This is a genomic window from Bradyrhizobium sp. 186, from assembly GCF_023101685.1.
GTDB lineage: Bacteria > Pseudomonadota > Alphaproteobacteria > Rhizobiales > Xanthobacteraceae > Bradyrhizobium.
In genome coordinates, this window is record NZ_CP082164.1 from 8,275,486 (window position 1) to 8,298,896 (window position 23,411).

Consider the following 23,411-nt stretch of genomic DNA (forward strand, 5'->3'; position numbering starts at 1 on the left):
GAATCAAGGTAAAGCGAAACAAGGACTAGCCGTCCGCCGGAAGCCCCTGCTCGATCCCGCGAAAGCGCAGCGGTGCCAGGGCTGATGCCCGCTGCCACCAGTCGGCGACGCGGTCGTCGAGTGCGGTCGTGCCGCGGCCCCGGCCGGGAAAAATCCGGATCTGCTGGACTGCCTCGGCCTCGAAGCCCTTGCGCTTGCCTTTGCGCGTGATCTTGATGACGGCACCTTCGCGGTCCCGCTGCGTCAGCGGCACCAGCAGGCGCCCGCGCGGACGGAGCGCCGCCAGCCAGAGTGGATCCGGGTGCGAGAAGCCCGCGTGTACGATGATCACGTCGGCCGGTTCGCCAATGTCCCGGCACCCGTCGCCATGGATGACGTCGACATTGCGATAGGAGCGAAGGTAGTTCGCGGCGCACTCGGCGAGCCGCTGGTCGCATTCGATCGCCAGCACCCTGCCCTTTGGGCCCACGATCTTCGATAGCACCGCCGAAAAGTAGCCATGCCCGCAGCCGACCTGGACGACGCGGTCCTTTTCCTCGACGCCGAGCACGTCGATGAAATGCGCCCACAAGCTCGGCAATCCGGTGTCGAGCTTGCGGCGCGCGTCGATCGCGACCAGCATATTGTTATAGAGATGAACGGGATCGGCGTCGGGCGTCAGGCGATAGCTGCGCGCCGCCTCACTCTTGATACGCCAGGGTCCCCTTGCCAGAAAATTCTCACGTGGGACGGCGGCAAGCGCTTCGAGCAGGCGCGGCGAAGAGATCCGCTCGCGCTTCGCGATCAGCTCCACATAACGCGCACGCGCGGCAACAAGATCGCTCATTTCGCCGAATCGGCCCGTTCTCGAACAGGCGCGTCCGCGCCGATCTCGTTGATCAGTTGCATCGCCTGCTTCAGGTCCGGGGTGTAGAAACCCTCGCTGAACTTGCCGACGATCGGCACGAGCAGGAGCCTTGCGTGCTCGCGCTTGCCGGTATCCCGGGACAACCGCGCAAGGCTCACGGCGGTTCTGAGCTCCCAGGACAGCGCGCCCTGCTTGCGTGCGGTCTCCAGTGAGAGGCCGAACAGATCCTCCGCTTCCTCCATCGAGGCCGGATCGCCGCCCGACAGCGTGATCTCGCCTTGCAGCCGATAGACCTCGGCGAGGTAGGAGTGATCGCCGGTCCGCCTCGCGGTTGCGAGCGCACCGTCCAGCGCGCGCAAGGCGGCATCGCGCATGCCGACCTTGGCGTAGGCCTCCGCGAGCAGGCAGCGGAACCAGCAGCCGGCCAGCCAGGAATCCATCGCCTCGTATTCGTCGAGGCCCAAGCGCATCTGGCTCAGGCCTTCGTCGGCCTCGCCGAGCTGGGCCAGCGCCCAGCCGCGCAGGATCGCCGCCTGCTGCTTCCAGTGCAGAAAATTGTGCTCGGTGGCGATGATCATGGCTCGGTTGGCGTGGTCGCGCGTGCCCTCGACGTCGCGAAGGTGCTGGCAGAGATACGCGCCGAACACGAGCGCGAAGGCGAGCGTGAAGGGATGGCGGATCTTCTCCGCGTTCGCGATCGCCTGCTCGCTGTGCTGGCGCGCCGCGTCGGGCCGGCCGAGGAACCACAAGAGGTAACCGAGATAGGACAGCGAGACGACGCCGGGATCGGTGCCGTGACGCTCCATCAGGTCGGAATGCAGGTCGGGACTGTAGAGGTTGATGCAGCGGTGCAGGTGATGCTGCGAGGCGGCAAAGCGCCCGCGATAGAGCATGGTCATCGCGATCGCACGATGCGCCTCGATCAGATAGCCGGTCTGCTGCGCCGGCTGCGCGCGCTCGTTCAGCCGCTCGCGCTTGGCGAACTTCAAAAGCTCGACGCTGAGATCGTGCGCGCGGCTCAGATCCGCGCGGATGAAGTGGCACACCCAGAGCCCGCGCGTGGCGGCAAAGGCCTTCTCCTCGTCGTCGAGCTGCTGGCCGAGTTCGAGCGCGCGGATGTAGTTCTCCTCGACCTCCTGAACGGCATAGCCCTTGGCGGCGATCAGCGCGTTGCCGAGCGCGATGCGCAGCTCGAGCTCCATCTCGTCGGCGCCTTGCATGCGTGCATTGGCCTGCACGACGCTCAAGCCGCGACGAAGATGGCCGATCGCTTCCAGATTGGCGCCGCTCTTGGCCGCCTGCTTGCCCGCCTTGAGCCAGAAGCTGGCGGCGCCCTCGCTCTGACCCGATTCGGTCAGATGATGGGCGAGCAGCTCCGGCTCGCGCTCGGTCTTCTCCGGATACATCTCGGCGAGCACCTGGGCGATCCGGGAATGCAGCTTGCGCCGCTCGCTGTGCAGCAGGCTGGCATGCGCCGCGTTCTGGATCATCACGTGCTTGAAGGAATAGAGCGCGTCCGGCGGATGACCGCGGCGCATGATCAGTCCCGCCTCCTCCAGATGATTGAGCGCCGCCTCGATCTGCTCCGCCGGCGTATTGGCGACCGCGTGAAGCGTCTCGTAGGAGAACTCGCGGCCGATAGTGCCGCCGATCTGCGCGATCCGCTTGAACGGTCCCATCCGGTCCAGCCGCGCCATCAACGAGTCCGTCAGCGTTGCCGGGATCGCGAGCTGCCGCCACGGGCCCGACAGCACGTAGCGCCCATGCCGCTCGGTCAGGAGGTTCGACTCGAGAACGGTCTTGGTCAGCTCCTCCAGAAACAGCGGCACGCCGTCGGTCTTGACGATGATCTCCTCGACGACCTCCTTGGGAAGCTCTCTCCCGGCAACACGCTCGACCAGCGTTGCGCGCAATTGCCGGCTCAGCCGGTTCAGCACCAGGGTGGTGATGTGCGAATGCGCGTTCCAGCTCGGCTGGAATTCGGTCCGCGCGGTGATGATGGCGAGGATCGCCCGGTTCTGCACCCTGTCGACGAGGAGATCGATGACCTCGCGGGAGGTCGGATCGATCCAGTGCAGATCCTCGAATGCGATCACCAGCGGCATCTCGCGCGCGAGGCCGAGGAAATGATTGACCAGCGCCGATACCGTCGCATCCTTCTGCTGCTGCGGCGACAGGTCGAGCGGCGGATAGCGATCCCCGGTCGGGATCGACAACAGCGCGGCAAACAGCGGCGTGACCTGCTCGATATCGCCATGGGCGGCGGCGATCGCGGTCTCCAGGCTCGCCAGCGACACCGCGGACGCATCCTCCCGGTCGAGACCGAGGGAGAATTTGAGCTGCTCGGCGAACGGATAGAATGCCGTGGAGGTGTAGTAGGGCGAGCACTGGAACGAGACCTGTCCATGCCGGTCGCCCGCGATCCGCTCGAAGATTTCCTGGATGATGCGCGACTTGCCGATGCCGGGCTCGCCGAACTTGACGACGACCTGGCCGTCGCCGTCCCTGGCCTGCTGCCAGCGCCCCATCAGTAGCGCAATCTCCTCCTCGCGATTGACGAGCGGCGTCAGCCGCGTGCCCATCGCGGCGGCGAAGCGAGTCTCTACCCGCGAGGCTCGCATCACGTGCCAGGCCTGCGCTTTCTCCGAGATGCCCTTCAGCGCGTGGACGCCGAGATTGCGGTAGTCGAACTTCCCCTTCAGCAGCGACTGCGTCGAGGAGGAGATCACGACGCCATTGGGCGGTGCCAGGCCTTGCAGGCGCGCGGCAAGGTTGACGGTCTCTCCGACCGCGGAGTCGCGCTCCTCGGTACCCTGTCCCACGAGGTCGCCGACCACGACGAGCCCGGTCGCGATTCCGATGCGGACGGCGGGTGCGTGGCTGAGCGCGCCGCGCGGCTCGATCGCGCGCGCGGTCGACAGCACCCGGACGATCTCGAGCCCGGCGCGCACCGCGCGCTCGGCATCGTCCTCATGCGCGGTCGGATAGCCGAAATAGACCAAAATACCGTCGCCGACGAAACGGGCGGCAAAGCCTTCGTAGTGCTTCACCACGCGGACGCAGGTCTCGCGGAAGCTCGCGATCATGTCGCGCACGTCTTCCGGATCGAACTGGACCGAGAGCGAGGTGGAATCGACCATGTCACAGAACATGGTGGTGAGCTGACGCCGCTCGGCGCCGACCTCCGTTCGGGCTTGCGGACGCGCCGCCGCAAGCGGCGCTTCCGCCGTTTCAGCCTGGAACAGCGCCGCCATCGCCCGCTGGAGCCGCTTGCGATCGCCGAGCGGCAGTCCGAGCTCGACCAGATCGGATTCGGTCAGGTCAGCCATGACGTCCAGATCGACGCGATGCTCGGCAAAGAGATCGGCGTAATGACCAAGACCGATGCCTTCGAGCCAGCGCTTCAACCCGCCTTCCGTCCCAGGCTCTGTCTCCAGCATGGTGATTTCCGCCCGACCCTCACTCCGTCGAAGGGCTTAAGGCCCCTCAACCACAGATTTTGGGGCCCAAACTTCACCTCAGACTGGACGCGTTCCCTAAGTTCTTGGAAGAATAGCTCAATCAGATCAAAAGGGAATGGACTTGTCGGACATTGCATCCGGAGCGGGAGAAGGATCACCGGAAACGAGGGTCTTTGCCCATGTCGGCGGCCTTCTCGACTTCTATGCGCGGAAGACGCCGGCGGCGGCCGCCCTCCTCGCACCCGGCCGGCCGCCCCTCAACTACCGTGAGTTGGGCGATCGGACCCAACATCTGGTCCGCACGCTGCGCGGGCTCGGCATCGGTCCCGCAGATCGCATCGCGGTTGCGCTGCCGCGCGGGGCCGACAGCGCACTGGCACTGATCGCGGTCGCGTCGGCCTGCGCCTGCATTCCCGTCAATCCGGATCTGACTGCGGACGAGCTGCAACGCTATTTCAGCGAACTGAAGCTGACGGCGCTCGTCACCCGGGCCGATATGAACTCGCCGAGCCGCGACGTCGCCAAGACGCTGGATATCGCAGTGATCGATTTCGTGCCGGGGCCTGAACACGATCTCGGCGGCTGCGAATTCGTCGGTCCGACAATCCGTCCCGCGAATGCCAGCGGTGCCTCGCGCGGCGACGACGACGCCTTCATCCTCCTGACCTCAGGCACGGCGGCCCGGCCGAAAATGGTGCCGCTCACGCATCGCAACGTTTGCCTGTCCGCCTACAATGCCGGCCGCGTGCTGTCGCTCACGTCCCACGATCGCCTCCTCAACGTGCTGCCGCTGTTCCACGCCCATGGCCTGATCTCCGGGCTTCTGACCGCGCTCGCCGCAGGCTCGAGCGTGGTCTGCACCAACGGCTTCGACGCGCCGTCCTTTTTCGGCTGGATGCGGGAGCTGCAGCCGAGCTGGTACACGGCGGTGCCGACCATTCATCGCGCGCTGCTGACGGCGGCGGAAGCGGACCCAGACCGCGTCCGCTCATCGTCGCTGCGCGTGATCCGCTCGGCCTCGGCCTCGCTCGCACCTGCGATCCTCCACGGGCTGGAGGCGAGGTTCGGCGTTCCCGTGCTCGAGACCTACGGCATGACGGAAGCGGCGTCGCAGATCGCGGCCAATCCGTTCGATCTGCGCAAGGTCGGATCGGTCGGCCGCGCCGCAGGCCCCGAGATCTCGATCATGGACGAAGTGGGCCGCGCGCTTGCGAGGGGCGAGCACGGCGAGATCGTGCTGCGCGGACCGAACATGAGCCGCCGTTACTACAATGACGATGCGGCAACAGAGGCCGCCTTCCGCAGCGGCTGGTTCCGGACCGGCGATCTCGGCTATCTCGATGCCGACGGTTATCTCTTCATCGTCGGCCGCATCAAGGACGTCATCAACCGCGGCGGACAGAAGGTCTCGCCGCTGGAAGTGGAAGAGGTCCTGTTGAGCCATCCGGCGGTGCTCGAGGCCGGCGTCTTCCCCATCCCGCACCCAAAGCTCGGCGAGAACGTCGCCGCCGTTGTGGTGCTGCGGCCGAATTCGGAGGCGACCTCGGACCAGTTGCGCCAATTCGCGCGAAAGCGGCTCGCGGCCTACAAGCTGCCGAGCCTGATTCGCAGCGTGGCGGCACTGCCGAAGGGCGCGAGCGGCAAGGTCAAGCGCAACGCGCTGGCAGAGCTGATCGCGACGACCAAGGACGGTGACGAGATACGACTGCCGCGCAACGCGCTGGAGACCCAGCTCGCCGAGATCTGGGCCAATTTGCTGGAGCTGCCGCAGGTCGGCGTCGATCAGGACGTCTTTGCGCTCGGCGCGGACTCGCTCGCGGCGACGCAGATGCGCTCGCGCCTGCGCGAACGCTTCAACGTCGATTTCTCGTTCGAGGATATCTTCGATTGCGCCACGGTCGCCGCGCTCGCGGCACGGCTGGAGACCGCCGCAGCCCATCGCGAAACGATGCTGCCGGCCTGGCGCCAGGCCGCAGCCGCGGAAGCAGACGCGCCGCTGTCGTTCCAGCAGCAGCGGATGTATGTGCTCTCGCGGCTCGATCCGACGCGCTACAACTATAATGTTGTCGAAGTCGCAATGCTCAAGGGCCAGATCGACGCCGCCGCGCTTGAAGCGAGCCTCGTGGCTATCTGCGAACGCCACGACGTGCTGCGCTCGGCCTTCGTCGAACGCCATGGCGAGCCAATGCAGCGGCTGCTTCGAGCCGCGCCGCGCTTCGAACGGCTCAAGCTCAAGCCTTGCCCTGCGGACAAGCAGGCCGCGGCTATCCGGCGCAAGGCGCTCGAGCTCGCGCAATACCCGTTCGATCTGGCGCGCGAGCCGCCGCTGAAGGTCACACTGCTCTCGTTCGACAGGAACAGCCATGCGCTGGTGGTGAATGTACATCATCTCGTCACCGATGGCTGGTCACAACGGCTGTTCTGGGAAGAGCTCGCGGCGCATTATTCCGCCGCGCGCAAGGGAAGCGCCGCGGCACTGCCCGCGCCCACTTTCCAGTATCGTGATTTTGCACTCTGGCAGCAGAGCTGGGCGCAGACGCCGGCGGCCAAGGAGCAGCTCGATTACTGGCGGGCACAGCTCAATGGCGTGACCACGCTACCGCTGCGGACCGACCGGGCAAGGCCGGAGGTCTGGAGCGGCCACGGCGCCCGTCACTATCTCGAATTCTCGAAGGCCTTATCGACCGACCTGAGATCGCTGAGCCAGGACCAGGGTGTCACGCCCTTCATGACGCTGCTCGCGGTGTTCCAGTGCCTCCTGTTCCGCCACACCGGGCATGAGGACGTGGCGACGGGATCGCTGATCGCGAACCGTAACCAGATCGAGAGCGAGCGCCTGATCGGGCTGTTCGCCAACACACTGATCCTGCGCAACGATTTTGGCGGCGACCCGAGCTTCGGCGAGTTGTTGCGTCGGGTGCGCCAGGTCACGCTCGATGCCTACCGCAACCAGGACCTGCCGATCGAGGAGGTGTTGCGCGCGTTGCAGATCGCGCGCCGGAGCGACGGCAATCCGCTGTTCCGGATCATGTTCATCCTCCAGAACGCATCGATCGAGGCCGCACGTTTCCCTGGCCTGTCGACGCGACGGCTGGAGGTTGACCCCAAGGTCGCACGGTTCGACATCACGCTCGAACTGGTCGAGGCCGACGGCCGCTTCACCGGCTTCTTCGAATACGCCACCGATTTGTTCGACGCAGTGACGATCGAGGACATGGCGACTCAGTTCAAGACCCTGCTCAAGGCCGTCATCGCCAACCCGGAGCAGCGCATCTCGCGCCTACCGCTCTTGACCGCGGCCGAGCGCCGGCAGCTGCTGACTCTTGGCCACGGCGTTCCCGCCAATTTCACCACGCGCGGCAATTTGTGCGAACGCTTCGACCGTCAGGCGAGGCGGACACCGAACGCGGTGGCGGTGTCGGACGGACGCGCATCCCAGAGTTATCGCGAGCTGGCCCGCCGCAGCCAGGCGATCGCGCGCTGGCTGGCACGCGAAGGCGTCGGCGCCGAGACGGTGGTCGCCTTGCTTGCGGATCGCGGGCCCGACCTGCTCGCGGCGATGATCGCGGTGCAGCGCGTAGGCGCCGCCTTCCTGAATCTCGATCCCGAGCAGCCGCCGGCGCGGCTCGCGACCATCCTCGGCTCGAGCTGTGCCCGCATGCTGCTGACCGGGCGCGCGCAGTCCGCCATGGTCGAATCACTGCTCGAGCCGCTGGTCGCACGTATCCAGGTGGCCGAGTTCGAAGACGCCATCGCGCCGGGATCGACCAAGCCGGCGCGCGCGTCGCGGCGCGCAGCATCAAGCCTTGCCTATCTCATCTATACCTCCGGCTCATCCGGCGCGCCGAAAGGCGTCATGATCGAGCAGCGCGGGCTGTCGAACCATCTGGTGTCGCTCATTTCTGGGCTCGACCTCTCGGCCAGGGACGTGATCGCGCAGACCGCGCCGCAGAGTTTTGTCATATCGGTCTGGCAGTTCCTGACGGGACCCATGGTCGGCGCGCGCGTCCATGTCTGTGGCAACGAAATCGTGCAGGACCCGATCCTGCTCGCGCGGGAGATCGAGCGCGAGGGCGTGACCGTGCTCGAGATCGTGCCCTCGCTGTTGCGCGCCATCCTCGAACGAATCGACGAGGTGCCGATCCAGCGCGCCTTCGCGAAACTGCGGCTGCTGATCTCGACCGGCGAGCCGCTGCCGGTCGACCTCTGCCGCGCCTGGTTCGTCCGCTGTCCAAAAGTGCCGCTGATCAACGCCTATGGCGCATCGGAATGTTCCGACGACGTCTCCTTGCATCGCCTGACCAGGGCGCCGGCGGCGGCGACCACCAATGTCCCGGTCGGTGCGGCGCTGCCCAACACCCGGCTCTACGTGCTCGATTCGGATCTGGAGCCGCAGCCCGTCGGCGTAGTCGGCGAGCTCTGCATCGCCGGCGCCGGCGTCGGCCGCGGCTACATCAACGATCCCGCGCAAAGCCGGCAGCGCTTCATCCCCGATCCGTTCGCGCGCCAGGCCGGTGCGCTTCTGTACCGGACCGGCGACCTCGCCCGCCGCCGCGCCGACGGGACGATCGAATGCCTCGGCCGTGCCGATCACCAGGTCAAGGTCCGCGGCTACCGCATCGAGCTCAAGGAGATCGAAGCAGCGCTCGCCGACCACGCGAGCGTGCGCGCCGGAATCGTCGAGCCGCGCCGCGAGACGAGCGGCGATGTCAGGCTGATCGCCCATATCGTCCCCAGGGCAGGCGGCCAGACCAGCGCCAGCGAACTCCGCGATTTCCTCAAACGCAGGCTGCCGGGCCATGCCATCCCGTCCGCATTCCTGTTCCTGGAGCAGGTGCCGCTCAATGCCCACGGCAAGATCGACCGGTCCGCGCTGCTGGCCCTCTCCCCACAGGAAGCCTCCGCCGCGGATGGCGCCGTGCCGGCGCGTCGCTTCACCGAAAAGGTGCTGTCCGACATCTGGATCGACCTGCTGAAGGTCGAGAGCCTCGGCGTCACCGATAATTTCTTCGACCTCGGCGGCCATTCGCTGCTGGCGGGCCAGGCGATGGCGCGCGTCGCCCGAGCGCTGGGCGTATCGCTGCCGATCAAGACCATCTTCGAGGCACCGACGATCGAACAGCTTGCCCGGCGGGTCGACGAGGCCGTGGCGGCGAAGCCGCTCAAGCCGCCGGCGAATGCGCCGCGGCCGGCCGAAGGTGGCCCTCCCACGCTCTCGATCGCGCAGGACCAGATGATTCGCATCGAGCAGAACCTGCCGGGCCTGCCGCTGTTCAACCTTCCCTTCGCTTTCCGCCTCCATGGCCCGATCGATGCGGCCGCGCTGGCGCAGGCATTCGACGACGTCGCGCGCCGGCACGAATCGCTGCGGACGGCATTCGGCTGGAACGGCGAACAGCCGATCAGCCGCATCGCCACACCCCGCACGCTCGGTCCGATCTTGACCGTCGAGGTCCTCGGCAATGGCGGGCGACCGAGCGACAAGCGCCTCAAGGCGCTCCAGTTGAGGAAGATCAAGCTCCTCGCCGAACAGCAAGCCGTCACCCCGATCAACATCACGCGCGCGCCGCTGCTGCGGGCGAGCCTGCTGCGGCTGGATCCCACCGATCATGTGCTGCTGCTGACGCTGCATCACGCCATCGCCGACGGCTGGTCGATCGGCGTACTGTTCGAGGAGTTGTCCAACCGCTATGCGGCGCTGGCCGGACATCCGTCGATGCCGCTGCCGAAACTGCCGCTGGCCTTCTCGGACGTCGCGCGCTGGCAACGCTGGTGGTGCAGTACCGATGCAGCCCGTCGCCAGACTGCCGATTGGACGGAGAATTTGCGCGGCGCAGCCCCCGTCTTCGACGGCCAAGCGAGCCCGGGCGCGTCCAGCGGACATCATCCGATCAGCTTGGAGCCCGATCTGATCGCGCGGCTCACGGCCTTCGCCGGCCAGCACAACAGCACGCTGTTCATGTGTCTCCTCACCGGATTGAAGGCCCTGCTGCTGGCACGGACCGGCCGCACGGATATCTCGGTCGCCACCGCCATGGCCAATCGGGGCCAGCCGGACACCGACCGGATCGTCGGCCCGTTCGAGAATACGGTAATCGTCCGCACCCGAATCACGCCGGAGCTGTCGTTCGCGCTGGCATTGGCGGGGGTGCGCCAGAGCGTGCTCGAGGCGCATGCGCGGCAGGAGCTGCCGTTCAACATCCTGGCCGACCATCTGGAGCAGGAGGGAATCGATCCGGCCTCGCTGCTCCAAGTCTATTTCACGCTGCAAAATCCGCTGCGCCGGCCGCTCGACCTGCCTGACGTCGCGGTGCGATCCATCGGAAACGTCGCGCGCGAGGGCCAGCCGGTGCTTCCGATCGACCCGACCTGGCTGTCGCTGATGCTCAAGGAGCGCCCGACCGGAATCACCGGTTCGTGCAACTACAAGGGCGAGCTGCTCGACGGCCGGATGGTCGGCGAATGGATGGAGGATCTCGTCGCGCTGCTGGCGGCGGCCATCGCCCGGCCCAATACACCGCTCGGCCGGTTACTCGATCGCAGGGCGGCCTGAGCGGCCTGTGTTCGCACCGGGCGAATACGGGTTCACTCGCGAGAGCTGTGTATGATCAAGTTGCATCTTGATTATTTGGCGCTACCGCGCAAGATTATTCCCGTGTTTTGATTTGGACGATTATTTTCAACCGGGGAGTTTGTTATGGGTTTCATCAAATTTACCAAGGGTACCTCGCTGAGCGACAAGGACCGCAAGGCGCTTCAGAAGCTGTTGGGCGCCGAGAAGAAGAAGCTTCAGTCCGCGCTGAAGGACGTCGACGCCAGCCTTTCGGTGCTGGTCAAGTCGAAGAAGGCCAAGAAGAAAAAGTAAGACTCGTCGGCCGGGACGCCGCACGAATCTTCGGACAACGGCCGCACGCCTGTCGAGCTGGGGGGCTCGCACAAGCTTGTGTCCGTAAACCATCCAGCAATCGACAAGAATTTGCCCGAATGGACGGCTAGAAGCGGTCCGCTCAGTTGATTCCTGTTCAGTTGATTCTTCCGTCAGAGCCGGAGTTTAGCCTCCGCCTGACGCCATGGGCCCAATTGATGGCAGACGACAGAATTGAACTGTTTGTCGGACTGATCGAGACCATTGACGCGCCGGGCGCAGTCGATGCGTGCCGGCGCTTGCTCTCGATCGAGGAACGGGTGCGGGCCGAACTTTTCATGTTCGAGCGGCATCGGCGGCAGTATATTTTCGCGCACGCCTTGTTGCGCCTCGCGCTCTCGCAGGCCGCGCCGAACGTCGCCCCCACCGACTGGTCCTTCGCCATCGGCCGCTACGGGCGGCCCTTTGTCGCAGCCCCTGCGACCTCGACCGCACTGCATTTCAGCCTGTCCCACGCCGACGGCTGCGTCGCCTGCGTCGTATCCAGGCACGAGGCCGTCGGCGTCGATGTCGAGACCGTGTCGCGGCGGGCGGCCCCGCTGTCCACCGCGCTGCGCTTCTTTGCGCCGGAAGAGATCGAAACGCTGCGCGGACTGCCGGAGCCGGCTGCGATCGAGCGATTCTTCGACTATTGGACGCTCAAGGAGGCCTATTTGAAGGCCAGGGGCTTTGGGCTCAATCTGCCGCTCGACGCGTTCGCAATGCAGGTGTCGCAAGAGGCGATCGAAATCAGCTTCAAGCCCGATATCGCTGACGATCCGCAAGGGTGGCGCTTTGCGCTAAGCTCGCCGTCGCCCTCGCATCGCCTCGCGATCGCCGACGGCTCCCGTGCGGCCGGTGGCCTCCCCATCAGCAGTCATGCCTGGCCGCTCCAGGAAGCGGCTGAATGACGCCGTCGAGGCTTCGCGTCTTTCCCGCCATCTCGCGCAACCGCGATCCGCAAAAGTACGTCGGCGAATTGATGCGGGTCGCACAGTTTGCCGACCGCAACGGCTTTGAAGGCATCCTGCTGTTCGAAGGCAATGACGTGTTCGTCGAGCCATGGGCGATGGCCCAGCACATCATGGCTGAGACGACGCGATGCTCGCCCCTGATCGCCGTCAATCCGGTCTACATGCATCCGTTCACGGCAGCGAAGCTCGTCTCGTCCTTCGCGCAGCTCTACGGCCGCAAGGTCTATCTCAACATGATTACGGGGACCGCGGTCAGTGACCTGCAGGGGCTGGGCGATGACCAGTCGCATGCCGACCGCTATGTCCGGCTTGGCGAATTCGTCGCGCTGATGCGCCAGCTGCTGGCAAGCCCGCGGCCGGTCAATTTCGAAGGCCGGTTCTATCGTGCGAGCAATCTGCAACTGCGTCCCCGGCTGCCGGCCGAGCTGATGCCGGAATTCCTGATCGCGGGACAGTCGGAGGCGGCGCAGCGCGTAGCGAAGGAGACCGGCTGCATCAAGATGCAGATGTTGCCGCCCGATCTCGATCGCGGCCTCGATGCGCCCGGAATGAATTTTGGAATTTTTGCGCGCGAAGGACGCGACGAGGCGCGACAGGCAGCGAAGACGCGTTTCCGCGACAATCCCGACGATCGCGAGCTGCTCGCGCTCACCATGGAGAACACCGACTCCGTATGGAAGCGGCATCTCTACGACGGCCAGAGCGGCGAGCTTCAGGACAATGGCTACTGGCTGTTGCCGTTCCTGACCTTCCAGGCCGACTGCCCCTATCTCGTCGGCAGTTACAGTGAGGTCGGCGCGAAGCTGAAGGATTTTGCGGCGAAGGGACTGAGCACGATCATGCTCGACATGGTCGCCGACGAGGCCGAGATGCAGCACGTCTGCAAGGCACTCGCGGCCAGCGGGATGTTTTGAGACTACGCTCCGAGCGGACTGAGCCGCGCCAGCGGCTCGCTGCCTTCCGGCCGCCGCAAAAGCTGCATGACATGCCGTTTCAGGCGCACGAACTCGGGTTCGGTCACGAGGTCGTGGCTTCGCGGGCGGACGAACGGCAGCACGATATCCTCGATCACCCGACCCGGCCTGGCACTCATGACGACGATGCGGTCGGCGAGGAACAGCGCCTCGTCGATATCGTGGGTGACGAAGACCGTCGTGGTCGGAATCTTGCTCCAGATGTCGAGCAGCACCTCCTGCATCATGCCGCGCGTCTGCGCATCGAGCGCGCTGAAGGGCTCGTCCATCAGCAGCACCCGCGGCTGGTTGATCAGAACCCGCGCGATCTCGACGCGCTGCTGCATTCCGCCCGACAGCTGCGCGGGATAAAACGTCTCGAATCCGGAAAGTCCGACCAGGTTCAGAATGGCGTCGGCGGCGCGGTCGCGCTCCCTCCTGACAAGACCGCGCATCTTGGGGCCGAAGGCCACATTGTCCCGCACCCGCTTCCAGGGAAACAGCGTGTGCTGCTGAAACACCATGCCCCGGTCCGGGCTCGGACCCCGGATCGATTGCCCATCAATGGTTAGTTCGCCGGCCGTGATCGGCAAATGCCCGGCCAGTGCGCCGAGCAAGGTCGACTTGCCGCATCCGGAGGGGCCGAGGATGCAGATCAGCTCGCCCGGCGCGATGGAGAAATCCAGGCCACTCACCGCCTCGAACGCATCGGCGCCCCCACCGAGCGAGATCGAGACACCGGCGATCTCGATACGACCGATGCTCTTCGTGCCGATGTCCGCGACCCGGATGTTCATCTTGCCACCCGTGGGCTGCGCCAGGGCATCAGAAGCCGCCCGGCGGTCGTGAGCAGCCAGCTGGAGCCCATGCCGAGCAGGCCGATGATCAGCATGCCGACGATGATGTCGGCATAGTTCTGGAGCGTGTACGCCTCCCAGGTGTAATAGCCGATGCCGAACTGGCCGGAGATCATCTCCGCGGTGACGAGGCAGAACCACGAGGTGCCCATGCCGATGGCCAGGCCCGTGACGATGCTCGGCGTGGCATCCGGCAGCACCACTTCCCTGAGAATCGCGAGACCGCCGGCGCCGAGGCTGCGCGCGGAGGCCACCAGCCGGCGATCGACATTCGCAACACCATGGACCGTGTTCAGCACGATCGGAAACAAGGCTCCGATGAAGGTGATGTAGATCATCGACAGCTCGGACGATGGGAACATCAGGATCGAGAGCGGTATCCACGCCACGGCAGGAATCGGCCGCAGCAATTCGAGCGGCGGCAGCAGCAGGTCGCTCGCAGCGCGCGAGCGGCCGATCGCGAAGCCGAGGATGACGCCGATCACGACCGCGGCTCCGTAGCCCGCGAACACCCGCCAGAGGCTGCTGTTGATGTGCGCCGCGAGCTTCGGTGATCGGAACAGGACGATGGCGGACTGGACGACCTCGACCGGCGGGGGCACGTTGCGGAAGGTGACGATCCCCAGATTGACATGCGTCGTCGAAGCAACCTGCCACAGCCCGACGCAGGCGAGGATCGAAAGGCCGCGGATCACCCACCGCATGCCCGCAGGTCGCCTGGTCCGAAGTGCGCTCGCCATCGCCTCACCGGCTCGCGACGAGGGACTCGCGCGCGGCATTGAAGTCGAGGACCTCGCCGCCGTTGTGCTTCGACCATTGCTCGGCCGTCTGCTTGAGCAGGAACGCGCTCAACTCGCCCTTGGACGACCGCACGAACCAGGCCTGGTTCGCGAACAGCTTGATGCCGCTCTCGCGATCCTGCGCGTAGACGACGCGGATGGCTTTGCCTTCCTTCTCCAGTCCGGCGAGCGCCTTCAGCGCGTTCTCAGGCGAAGCGTAGTGACGCACGCGGGGCTCGTCCTTGACCCAGATCTGCGCGACACGGGTAAAGTCGAGGATATCGGCGCCCGTCGCCGCATCCTTGGCTTTCAACGGAAGCTGCGCGTAGTTCTTCAACTCGGCGTCATAGTCCCGTCCCACCTGCGCAGTGGCAACGCGGATGAACTTGTCCGTGACGAACTGGTTGACATCGAGATCGCTGTCCGCGCGCTTGAGCAGCTTCAGCGTCTTGATCGAGGTTGCGACCGCCTGGCGGTATTCGGGCTTCCAGGTGACGTCGCGGGTCTGAAGTCCGAGCGGGCCGTGGAAGAGATAGTCGACCTCGGCCTCGATGCCGGTCACCTTTGCGATCAGCTCGCTGTATTTCTCAGGCTCCTCCGCGATCAGGCGATCCGCCTCGAGCGCAGCGCGCAAATAGGCGACGACGATCTCCGGATATTTTTCGGCATAGTCGGCGTCGACCAGTCCGCCGTGAAATGTCGGCGCGTTCGCCTGCGCGCCGTCAAAAATCTTGCGCGCAAAGCCGCGCCACGGGAACAATTCGGCGAACGGAACGAAGTCGGCATGCGCCGCGATCTTGTCGGCCTGCAAGGCCGGCCCCGCAACCTCCGGCGCCTGCGTGATGATGTTGACGTCGGTCTCGGGATTCCAGCCCTTGGATTCGATGGCACGGAGCAGCATGCCGTGCGAGGTCGAGGCAAAGGGAACGGAGATGGTCTTGCCCTTGAGCTCGTCGAGCGACTGCACCGGCGAATTCGACGGCACAACGATGCCGTTGCCGCTGCCCTTGGTACTGCCGGACAGCACACTGATGAAGAGGCTGCGGCGTCCCGCCTTCTGGAACGCCACGCCGTTGAGCGAACCCGGGAAGTCCGCCATCGCGCCGAAATCGAGCTTGCCCGCGACCATCTCGTTGGTCAGCGGCGCGCCGCTCGTAAAATTCTTCCACTGGATGTCGTAGGTCACATCCTTGTATTTGCCGTCATGGGGCAGGAATTTCTCCAGCAGTTTGAGCTCGCGAATGAGCAGCCCGCCGGTCGCGCAGTTGATGGTCGTATCCTGCGTCCCGACCGCGACCCTGATCGTCTCCGCCTGCGACGGTCCGAGCATTGTCACGGTGATAGCGGCGACCGCCACACCCATTTTAAGAGAGCTGAATTCGATCATCAAACTGTCCTCGGCTGTCGCGGGCCGTATTCATGCCGGCTGGAGCGCTGGCCGGCACTATCGAAGGCGTGGCGCACCGGTTGAAGCAATTACTTGCATTGCCTTGCGCGACCGCTCACTTCGCGATTCCGTCGGCAATCGGCGCGCGACGTAGCAAAGGATTTTCTCAGGACCGAGCGATCGGCAGAGGAATCGTTTCGATGTCGACCGCGCCACGTATGAAGCTTTGCTAAGTGCTTTGGAACGATCGCAAGGAGATGGACATCGGCCCTCCGCCGCTCTTACCTATTGGCGAAACATCGAAAGAGCCGACGAATTGCGATGACAATACTCAAGGAAGCTGCCGCGACCGAGCCTGCCGCTTTCTCTGACCGGCGTCACGCTGCCGTTCAATTCGACTGGCCCGATCGCGAGCAGGCACGGCCGGCGCGCAGCCCATGCACGAAGACCGGACGTTCGGCGCTGTTCATGAGCGAGACGATCGACGGGCTGAACGCCGGCGCGCATTTCCTCGACCGCCTGTCGGCGTCGGAGCAGGCTCGCGTACACGCGGCCGGCCGCACCATCACGGTGCCGCAAGGCGAGATGGTGTTCAGCCAGGGCGACGGCCACGGCGGCATCTTCATCATCCGGCGCGGTCAGGTGCGGGTCTACTATACGGCGCCGTCAGGGCGCGAGATAACGCTTGCCTATTGGACGCCAGGGCATTTCATCGGAGGCCCGGAGATTTCCGGCGGCGGCATTCACATGTGGTCCGGCACGGCCATCGAGGCCTGCGAGATCTCGGCGCTGTCCGGCCCGGCGCTCGAGAAGCTGCTGACCGGCATGCCGGCCTTCGCGCTGGCGCTGATCGACGGCCTCATCGCCAAGGGCAAATGCTACTCCTCGATGGCGCAGATCCTCGGCACGCGGTCGGTGATCGAACGGCTGGCGCAGTTCCTGCTCACCCTGTCGGAGCTTCATGGCGTCGCCGACGGCGACACCATCATCATCAACCGCAAGATCACGCATGACCAGATCGCGGCCATGGTCGGCTCGACCCGTCAATGGGTCACGATGATGCTGAAGCGCTTCCAGAACCGCCGCATCATCGCCATCGACGGCAGCAGCATCCGGATCAGGCGGATCGACCTGTTGGAGCAGATCCTGTTCAAGGACTAAAGCGCGATGAGATGAGGATGAATCATCATCGCGCTTCAGGTTGTTGTTTGAGCATGATCTTGTCGGAAAACCGCTTCGCACTTTTCTGGATCTTGCCCTAGGCTAGGGCGTGCCCTCATAAATCGGTCGAGCGCTCGGTCTTACTTGCGTAATTGCGACGCCGGAGATCGCGAGCAGCCCACCGACAATCAACTTTGGGGTCATGCGGTCGCCAAGGAACAACACGCTCGAAATCAAGGCGAACACCGGAAGCAGCAGACCGAAGGGTGCGACGCGGCCCATCGAGCATCGGGCGATCAGCCAGAACCAAAGTCCGAACCCGACAATTCCTCCGATGAAAATTGTGTAGGCGAGGGCCAGCCAACCACGTTCATCCGCCGTGACAAGGCTCGCCGCTTGTCCATATTCAAGGAGCAACGACATCAACATGACCTGCGGCACCGTGAGCAGCGACGACCACCCCATCAACATCAGGGGATCAAAAGGGCCGTAGCGTTTCGTCAAGACGTTGGACACCGCGAACGCGAAGGCTGCCCCGACCACAAGCAGCAGCGGAAGTGCGTTTGCCGACAGGCCAGGCCCCGCCGCCAACACGACCACGCCGACGAATGCAATCACCACTCCGGCGGACGTGGTGAGAGACGGCCTCTCCGCGAGCAGCGGCCAGGCTAACAGGACGGTGAAGGGCGTGGCGAGTTGATATGCGACGGCCGACATGCTTCCCGAGCCGAGCCCAAGGCCAACATAGAACAGCCCGAAGTTCAGCCCACCAAGGAAGATCGAAATAGCTGCGATAGGGCCGAGCTCTTGACGCGTGGGCCTTTTGACGAACGGAACAAGCAGCAACGCGATGGCCAGGAAGCGCAGTGCGAGGAAGAAGAGAGGCGGAAACTCCGTAACGCCCACTTTGATGGCCACGAATTGATAGCCCCAGAGCAAGGGGACGGCCACCGCGCAGGCGATCTGAATGGCAGACATGGCATCCTTCCTTTCAAGACCGTTTGATCCAGATATAGGCGCGCCAACATCGGAAGCGTCCATGGTTGTTTACCTGATGAAGCGGTCGAGAAGAGCGTCAACGGTGGCTTGTGACGTGATCCGTGTCGGTGCCGTCTTACCGACCACCCGCAGCCCCTCGACGAAACAGACGAGAATTCGGGCGGCGCCTAAAGGCTCAACGCCGTCGGCCAGCTTGCCCGCCGTCTTCGCACGGGAAAGTGCATCCGCCACCTTGGCCTCCATGGCCTTGAAAAAGCTCCCGATGCGGCGATCAACTTCAGCATCACGGCCAGCCAGTTCCATGGCTGTGGCCACCAGCAGGCATCCGCGCCGACCATTGGCACCGCTTGTGCGGTAAACGTAGCCGGCAAGGTAGGCCCGCAGGCCGTCGACCGGCTCTCTGCGGGGATCGAACTCGATATCCATCCGGGTCAGTGCATCGGCAGCGTAGCGATCGAGCGCACGCAAGAAGAGCGAGTGCTTGTCGCCGAACGCGGCGTAAAGGCTGCCACGCGAGAGCTTCGTCGCACGAAGAAGGTCCGGTAGCGCGGTGGCGTGATAGCCGCGCGACCAGAATACACCCATCGCGCGTTCGACAGCGGCTTCCGTGTCGAAACTACGGGGACGGCCACGGGGCAACTGCACTGGGGTTTGGTAGCGCATTGCTGATATATAGACCAAATGGTCTTTAATTCCAAGTGGCCCGCTTGGGTCAAAAGGCGAAATGCGGAATTGCCTGCGTAAGTCTGCTTCACCCTAGAAACGGATATCAGCGCGCTTCCTCAAATCCGGCCAGCACCGAAGTGAGGTTGGCGCCGAGGATATCCGAGAGATAGCCGCCCTCCTGCACGAACACGGTCGGCAGGCCCATCTTCGCGATGGCCTGGCCGATACGGCGGAAGCCCGGCGTGGTAACGGCAAGGCCCTTGAGCGGATCGTGTTCGGAGGCGTCGAGGCCGAGCGCGATGACGAGCGCGCCGGGGGCAAAGGACTCGATCGCCTTGCGCGCCACATCCATCGCCTGGATGTAGCCGTCGTCTCCGGTGCCGATGCCCAAGGGGATATTGAGATTGGTGCCGAGCCCCTCGCCTTCGCCGCGCTCATGCGCATAGCCCCACACGTAAGGATAATACGCGACAGGATCGGCGTGGATCGACACCGTGTAGACATCAGGTCGCGCGTAGAAAATTCCCTGCGTGCCGTTGCCGTGATGGACGTCGACGTCGAGGATCACGACGCGCTCGTGCTTGAGCCGCAGATGGGCGGCAGCGATCGCGCTGTTGTTGAGGAAGCAGAAGCCGCCGGCCATGTCGCGATAGGCGTGATGGCCGGGCGGACGGCAGAGCGCGTAGGTCGCGTCCTCCCCGTCCAGCACCATTTGCGCCGCCGTGACCGCGACGTCCGTCGCTGCACAGGCCGCGGCCCATGTGCCCGGTCCGATCGGCGCCGCGGTGTCGGCGGTGTGCCAGCCGAGCTTGCCGACGATGTGGGTGGGATAGGTCGCGGCATGGCGCACGGGATGGATGTTGCCGATCATCTCCGGGCCGGAATCGCCAAGCGCGGTCCAGGCGTCCCAGGCTTCGCTCAGGAACGAAAGATATTCCGGGCTGTGAATGCGTGCGCGCGGGCCCTGCCCGAACGTCGTCGGCGCGACCAACTGATGCTTGCCGTCCTTCAGTCCCTTCAGCAACCGGTCGGCGCGCTCGGGCTGCTCGGTGGTGCGTTTGACGACACCGCGAACCAGGAAGAATTGCGGATCGTGGCTGCGATGCAGTTCGGTATGGACGGCTTTCACTCAAACACTCCGTGGTCGCATGCTCTTTGATGGGCCACGGATGTCTCGATCCCCGCGGCGGCCAGATGCAAGCAAGAAGAGTGCCGTTCCTGTCCAGCTGCTCTGCGCCGGGAGCAGATCGCCTCTGACGCGCTCAGCAACGTCCGCGCTGAAGGCAGTGCTCGCGGCCCGGCTGATCGGTCCGGAACGACTCGATGAAGCCGCCCTGGCGCTGGGTGACGAAGACGGTCTTGCCGTCGCTGCCGCCGAAAGCGAGATTGGTCGGCTCCTTGCCCTTCAGCACGATCTCCCGCTCGACCGCGCCATTGGGCTTCATCAGCGCGATCGTACCCTTGAGAATGCGCGCGATGTAGAGGCGACCGGCGACATCTGTGCGCAGGCCATCAATGGTGTCAGGCTGGAACGACTTCACGAGCTTTGCGTCGGTGAGTGTGTTGCCGCTGACACCGTAGGACCAGATCTGGCCGCTGCCGGACTCGCCGACATAGAGCGTCTTGCCGTCGAGGCTGAGATCGATGCCGTTGGTGGTGCCCATCGCGCGCGGCGCCGACATGACCTGCCCCTGTACCGAGCCATCTGATCCCTTCGCAATGCGCCAGATGTGTCCTTCCCGGCCCTTCCAGTTCGGATCGCTGGCATAGATCGTACCGTCGCGAGCGACCGCGATGTCGTTGGGCTGGTTCATCTCGTCGGAGTGAAACCAGACGGTCGGCTGGGTCTGACCCTTCGGGATCGCGAAGATGTTGTGCTTCTTGTAGTCGGCAATGAACATGGTGCCGCTTCGGTCGAAGCGGATCGCGTTGCCGACGCTGCCTTCGGGAAGCACGATGAACTGCTCGGAAGCCGTGCCGCCCGCCGGCAGCCTGCCGATGGTGCCGGGCTTGCCGAAATTGACGACGAAGAGATTTCCGTCGAGATCGGCGGCGGGCCCCTCGATGCCGAAACTGTATTCGCCGGCAGGCGTCACCTGCGCGCTTTCGAACAGCTTGGTTTCGGCTTGGGCCCACGATCCCGCGACGACGAGAAGGATGCTACTGCACAGGCACCAGAAATTCCTGCCGGATGTCATAGCCATCGTCGTCGCTGCACTCGCCGTTCAGATAGGGATCGGCCGGCCGGAAGAATCGGCTGAAGCCTAGTTTGTCTACAGCGTTCCTTTGTGTCACGACGACGACCTTGGCGGCCGGTATTTCGCCGCATTCCTTGTTGGTCTTGCCGAAGAACTTGCGCTGGAGCGGGCCAGACTTGATGCGCATCCGCGCGCCCGGAACCACTTTCGCAACGAGCAAGTCCGCGGTATCAAGCAGGCGCGCATAGCCGGGCTCGGTCTTCGGCAATTTTTCGCCACCCGGTGGCATCAGCTTCTCCGCGCCGAGACCGCGAAGGCGGGTGCGCAACTTGCCGGAGTCGGGATCGCCCGGATAGATCCAGCCGTCCTGCGACAGCATGAAGCGTAGCACGGTGATATCCTTCTCAGCGTCCGATTGCCCCGGCTTCAGGCCGAAATCGGAGTGGCAGCCGATGCAGTGCTTTTCGACGAGGCCGTTGCGCAGCGTGGTGAGCCGGATCCGGTTCTGCGCGTCCTTGGCGACGAAGCCGGCGAGCTGGTCGATCTGCGCCTGGCTGCGCATGTCGCAGGGCAGCGGCTGCGGCGGATCGCCCGCGGCGCGATCGATGCGGATCACCGTCTGGTTCTTGTCCTCGACCAGCCAGATCGCGCCGTCCTCCGCGACCGTCATGCCGACAGGCGCGCCCTGCGGCCGCGCGCCATTGACGCGGTGCCAGCCGGCGATCAGCTCCTCGAACGGTGCGGCGGCTACCGCACCGGCGTCGGCCTGAAAGCTGCGGGTCGGCTCGGCCGCGCAACTGACGTGGTAGTGCACCGGCGCCGGGCTCGGCTTGGGAAAGCCGTGATCGTCGACGTCGTAGACGAGAACGCGGTTGCCGGTCGGGCGATAGCCGTGCAGGCCGATCAGGAGCTTGCCTTCGAGCTCCGGGAATTTGGCGCCGTGATAGTAGAGCATCGCGAGCGGCGCGCCGTGCGGCGGCATCAGCGAGAACGGCTGCTTGTAGAGCGCATTGGCCGTGCAGAGCGACTTGTAGGCCCCGGATTGCAGCACGAGCTTGAATTCGGGACTTGGCGTCGACAGGTCGTAGCAATAGGGCCAGCCGTAGTGCCTGCCCTGCTCGATCGCGTTGATCTCCTCGTTCGGCTTGAAGATGTCGGGCAGGTCGCGACCATTCTCGCCTTGCAAGAAGGCGTAGCCGGCATCGGGAAAATTCGGGTGCAGCGCCATCGCCAGCGAATTGCGCAGGCCGCGCGCGTAGACCACGTGCGGCGGATCCGGATCGTTCGACTTCAAGGCCGGGAAGACCCCGCCTGCAGGTGGCGTGAACAGCCAGATCGCAGCCATCGCGGAGGCGCCTTCAGCCGCCGCGCAGGGCCGTGTGATCGGTGCCGGCGTGATGCAATCGTCGCTGTGCGAACCGACATTGACGAACAGCCGCCCGTTCTTGTCGAACACGAACTGCTTGAGCGGATGCGCGCTCTCGTCGACCCTGGTGCCGTCCGGCAGCGTGATCCGGCGGCCCGGCATGTGACGAGCGATGGTCTCGACCGTGGCGCACGGATTGTCGGCGAGAGGATCGAACCGGAAGATCGTCTCCGCCGTCGAGGCATAGAGCTTCCTGTCGGGGCCGATCACGAGGCCGAACGGATATTCGACGTCGGTCAACAGCTCCTTGAAGCGGTTGCCTTCGGGGGCATGCGGATCGAGCAGCAGCAGCCGGCCATCGGTATGACCCCAGCCGCCCATATCGGCGACCACGAAGAGATCATGGCCGGGCACCTGGATGATCGAACGGGGAAACTTGAGGTGGTCATCTTCGCTGGCGACGAGGCCGGCGCAAAAGCCCGGCTTCATGTCGATCTGGATTTTGGGAAAGGCGAGATCGCCACTGCCGCAGTTTTCGGTACCGATCGCATAGCCGCTCTTGCGGACCGGTTCCGAAGACGCAACCGAAGCGAGGCCGAGCAGGGCTCCAATCCAGGCGGCGACACAAGCGCGCAGGCTTGGGCTTTCGCACCAGAACATGAGGCGATTCACGGCGGTCTCCAGGACTTTCCCGTCGAAAGTCGAGAATTCCATGCTGCAAGGACGCCGTCCAGTTGATCATCACCCCCCTGTGATGAAACCCCCGGGGGTCTTCGTTCCGACCAATCTCCGTAGATTCCCTTACCGGGCTCGGCCCGAATGTTTTTCGACCGTTTCGGGTGGTATCGATTTGCCGTCC

The 23,411-nt window shown here is 64.7% G+C and carries 15 protein-coding genes; 5 read left to right on the forward strand and 10 right to left on the reverse strand.

Going from position 1 to position 23,411, the window contains the following annotated elements:
• Positions 1–25: 25 nt before the first annotated feature.
• Both IVB18_RS39715 and IVB18_RS39720 read right to left on the reverse strand, forming a co-directional pair.
• Positions 26–826 carry a methyltransferase domain-containing protein gene (locus tag IVB18_RS39715; protein WP_247985672.1) on the reverse strand — a complete coding sequence of 267 codons (801 nt, stop codon included), beginning with the start codon at positions 824–826 and terminating at the stop codon, positions 26–28.
• Positions 823–4,287 (reverse strand): AAA family ATPase, encoded by a 3,465-nt coding sequence (locus tag IVB18_RS39720; protein WP_247985673.1) that lies wholly within the window; start codon positions 4,285–4,287, stop codon positions 823–825. Before IVB18_RS39720 ends, IVB18_RS39715 begins: the two co-directional genes overlap by 4 nt.
• A gap of 136 nt (positions 4,288–4,423) precedes the next feature.
• On the opposite strand from IVB18_RS39720, the gene IVB18_RS39725 reads away from it, so the two are divergent.
• The 4 genes from IVB18_RS39725 (at position 4,424) to IVB18_RS39740 (ending at position 13,100) form a co-directional block, all read left to right on the forward strand.
• Positions 4,424–10,861: a non-ribosomal peptide synthetase gene (locus IVB18_RS39725; RefSeq protein ID WP_247985674.1), complete on the forward strand. Its 6,438-nt coding sequence runs from the start codon at positions 4,424–4,426 to the stop codon at positions 10,859–10,861.
• A 144-nt stretch (positions 10,862–11,005) separates the two neighbouring features.
• A complete protein-coding gene (locus IVB18_RS39730) occupies positions 11,006–11,173 on the forward strand; it encodes a hypothetical protein (protein WP_247985675.1) in 168 nt (55 codons plus the stop codon).
• Between the two features lie 218 nt (positions 11,174–11,391).
• Positions 11,392–12,123 (forward strand): 4'-phosphopantetheinyl transferase superfamily protein, encoded by a 732-nt coding sequence (locus IVB18_RS39735; RefSeq protein ID WP_247985676.1) that lies wholly within the window; start codon positions 11,392–11,394, stop codon positions 12,121–12,123.
• Positions 12,120–13,100, forward strand: a complete 981-nt coding sequence (locus IVB18_RS39740; protein WP_247985677.1) for an LLM class flavin-dependent oxidoreductase — start codon at positions 12,120–12,122, stop codon at positions 13,098–13,100. Before IVB18_RS39735 ends, IVB18_RS39740 begins: the two co-directional genes overlap by 4 nt.
• Positions 13,101–13,102: 2 nt before the next feature.
• On the opposite strand, the gene IVB18_RS39745 is transcribed toward IVB18_RS39740, so the two are convergent.
• The 3 genes from IVB18_RS39745 to IVB18_RS39755 are packed head-to-tail and all read right to left on the reverse strand — an operon-like array spanning position 13,103 to position 16,138.
• Positions 13,103–13,936: an ABC transporter ATP-binding protein gene (locus IVB18_RS39745; RefSeq protein ID WP_247985678.1), complete on the reverse strand. Its 834-nt coding sequence runs from the start codon at positions 13,934–13,936 to the stop codon at positions 13,103–13,105.
• Positions 13,933–14,736, reverse strand: coding sequence for an ABC transporter permease (locus tag IVB18_RS39750; RefSeq protein WP_247985679.1), 804 nt, complete (start codon positions 14,734–14,736; stop codon positions 13,933–13,935). The genes IVB18_RS39745 and IVB18_RS39750 overlap by 4 nt, the downstream gene beginning before the upstream one ends.
• A gap of 4 nt (positions 14,737–14,740) precedes the next feature.
• Positions 14,741–16,138, reverse strand: a complete 1,398-nt coding sequence (locus IVB18_RS39755) for an ABC transporter substrate-binding protein (RefSeq protein WP_247991843.1) — start codon at positions 16,136–16,138, stop codon at positions 14,741–14,743.
• 345 nt (positions 16,139–16,483) lie between these two features.
• Between IVB18_RS39755 and IVB18_RS39760 the strand changes: the two genes are divergently transcribed.
• Complete coding sequence (locus IVB18_RS39760; RefSeq protein ID WP_247985680.1) at positions 16,484–17,323, forward strand: Crp/Fnr family transcriptional regulator; 840 nt, start codon at positions 16,484–16,486, stop codon at positions 17,321–17,323.
• Positions 17,324–17,425: 102 nt separating this feature from the next.
• On the opposite strand, the gene IVB18_RS39765 is transcribed toward IVB18_RS39760, so the two are convergent.
• From IVB18_RS39765 to IVB18_RS39785, 5 genes are all read right to left on the reverse strand, one after another.
• Complete coding sequence (locus IVB18_RS39765) at positions 17,426–18,301, reverse strand: EamA family transporter (protein ID WP_247985681.1); 876 nt, start codon at positions 18,299–18,301, stop codon at positions 17,426–17,428.
• 69 nt (positions 18,302–18,370) lie between these two features.
• Positions 18,371–18,907, reverse strand: coding sequence for a TetR/AcrR family transcriptional regulator (locus IVB18_RS39770; RefSeq protein ID WP_247985682.1), 537 nt, complete (start codon positions 18,905–18,907; stop codon positions 18,371–18,373).
• Positions 18,908–19,091: 184 nt separating this feature from the next.
• The gene (locus IVB18_RS39775) at positions 19,092–20,117 is read right to left on the reverse strand and encodes a histone deacetylase family protein (protein WP_247985683.1); all 1,026 of its coding nucleotides are present in this window, start codon (positions 20,115–20,117) and stop codon (positions 19,092–19,094) included.
• 133 nt (positions 20,118–20,250) lie between these two features.
• Entirely contained in the window at positions 20,251–21,192 is a 942-nt protein-coding gene (locus IVB18_RS39780; protein ID WP_247985684.1) for an SMP-30/gluconolactonase/LRE family protein, read from the reverse strand.
• A complete protein-coding gene (locus IVB18_RS39785; RefSeq protein ID WP_247991844.1) occupies positions 21,149–23,212 on the reverse strand; it encodes a PQQ-dependent sugar dehydrogenase in 2,064 nt (687 codons plus the stop codon). The genes IVB18_RS39780 and IVB18_RS39785 overlap by 44 nt, the downstream gene beginning before the upstream one ends.
• Between the last annotated feature and the right edge of the window lie 199 nt (positions 23,213–23,411).

Bases quoted from the DNA above. Each gene is read 5' to 3' on its own strand.
- IVB18_RS39715 (WP_247985672.1), bottom strand. From the start codon at position 826: ATGAGCGATCTTGTTGCCGCGCGTGCGCGTTATGTGGAGCTGATCGCG.
- IVB18_RS39720 (WP_247985673.1), bottom strand. From the start codon at position 4,287: ATGCTGGAGACAGAGCCTGGGACGGAAGGCGGGTTGAAGCGCTGGCTC.
- IVB18_RS39725 (WP_247985674.1), top strand. From the start codon at position 4,424: ATGGACTTGTCGGACATTGCATCCGGAGCGGGAGAAGGATCACCGGAA.
- IVB18_RS39730 (WP_247985675.1), top strand. From the start codon at position 11,006: ATGGGTTTCATCAAATTTACCAAGGGTACCTCGCTGAGCGACAAGGAC.
- IVB18_RS39735 (WP_247985676.1), top strand. From the start codon at position 11,392: ATGGCAGACGACAGAATTGAACTGTTTGTCGGACTGATCGAGACCATT.
- IVB18_RS39740 (WP_247985677.1), top strand. From the start codon at position 12,120: ATGACGCCGTCGAGGCTTCGCGTCTTTCCCGCCATCTCGCGCAACCGC.
- IVB18_RS39745 (WP_247985678.1), bottom strand. From the start codon at position 13,936: ATGAACATCCGGGTCGCGGACATCGGCACGAAGAGCATCGGTCGTATC.
- IVB18_RS39750 (WP_247985679.1), bottom strand. From the start codon at position 14,736: ATGGCGAGCGCACTTCGGACCAGGCGACCTGCGGGCATGCGGTGGGTG.
- IVB18_RS39755 (WP_247991843.1), bottom strand. From the start codon at position 16,138: ATGGGTGTGGCGGTCGCCGCTATCACCGTGACAATGCTCGGACCGTCG.
- IVB18_RS39760 (WP_247985680.1), top strand. From the start codon at position 16,484: ATGACAATACTCAAGGAAGCTGCCGCGACCGAGCCTGCCGCTTTCTCT.
- IVB18_RS39765 (WP_247985681.1), bottom strand. From the start codon at position 18,301: ATGTCTGCCATTCAGATCGCCTGCGCGGTGGCCGTCCCCTTGCTCTGG.
- IVB18_RS39770 (WP_247985682.1), bottom strand. From the start codon at position 18,907: ATGGGTGTATTCTGGTCGCGCGGCTATCACGCCACCGCGCTACCGGAC.
- IVB18_RS39780 (WP_247985684.1), bottom strand. From the start codon at position 21,192: ATGGCTATGACATCCGGCAGGAATTTCTGGTGCCTGTGCAGTAGCATC.
- IVB18_RS39785 (WP_247991844.1), bottom strand. From the start codon at position 23,212: ATGTTCTGGTGCGAAAGCCCAAGCCTGCGCGCTTGTGTCGCCGCCTGG.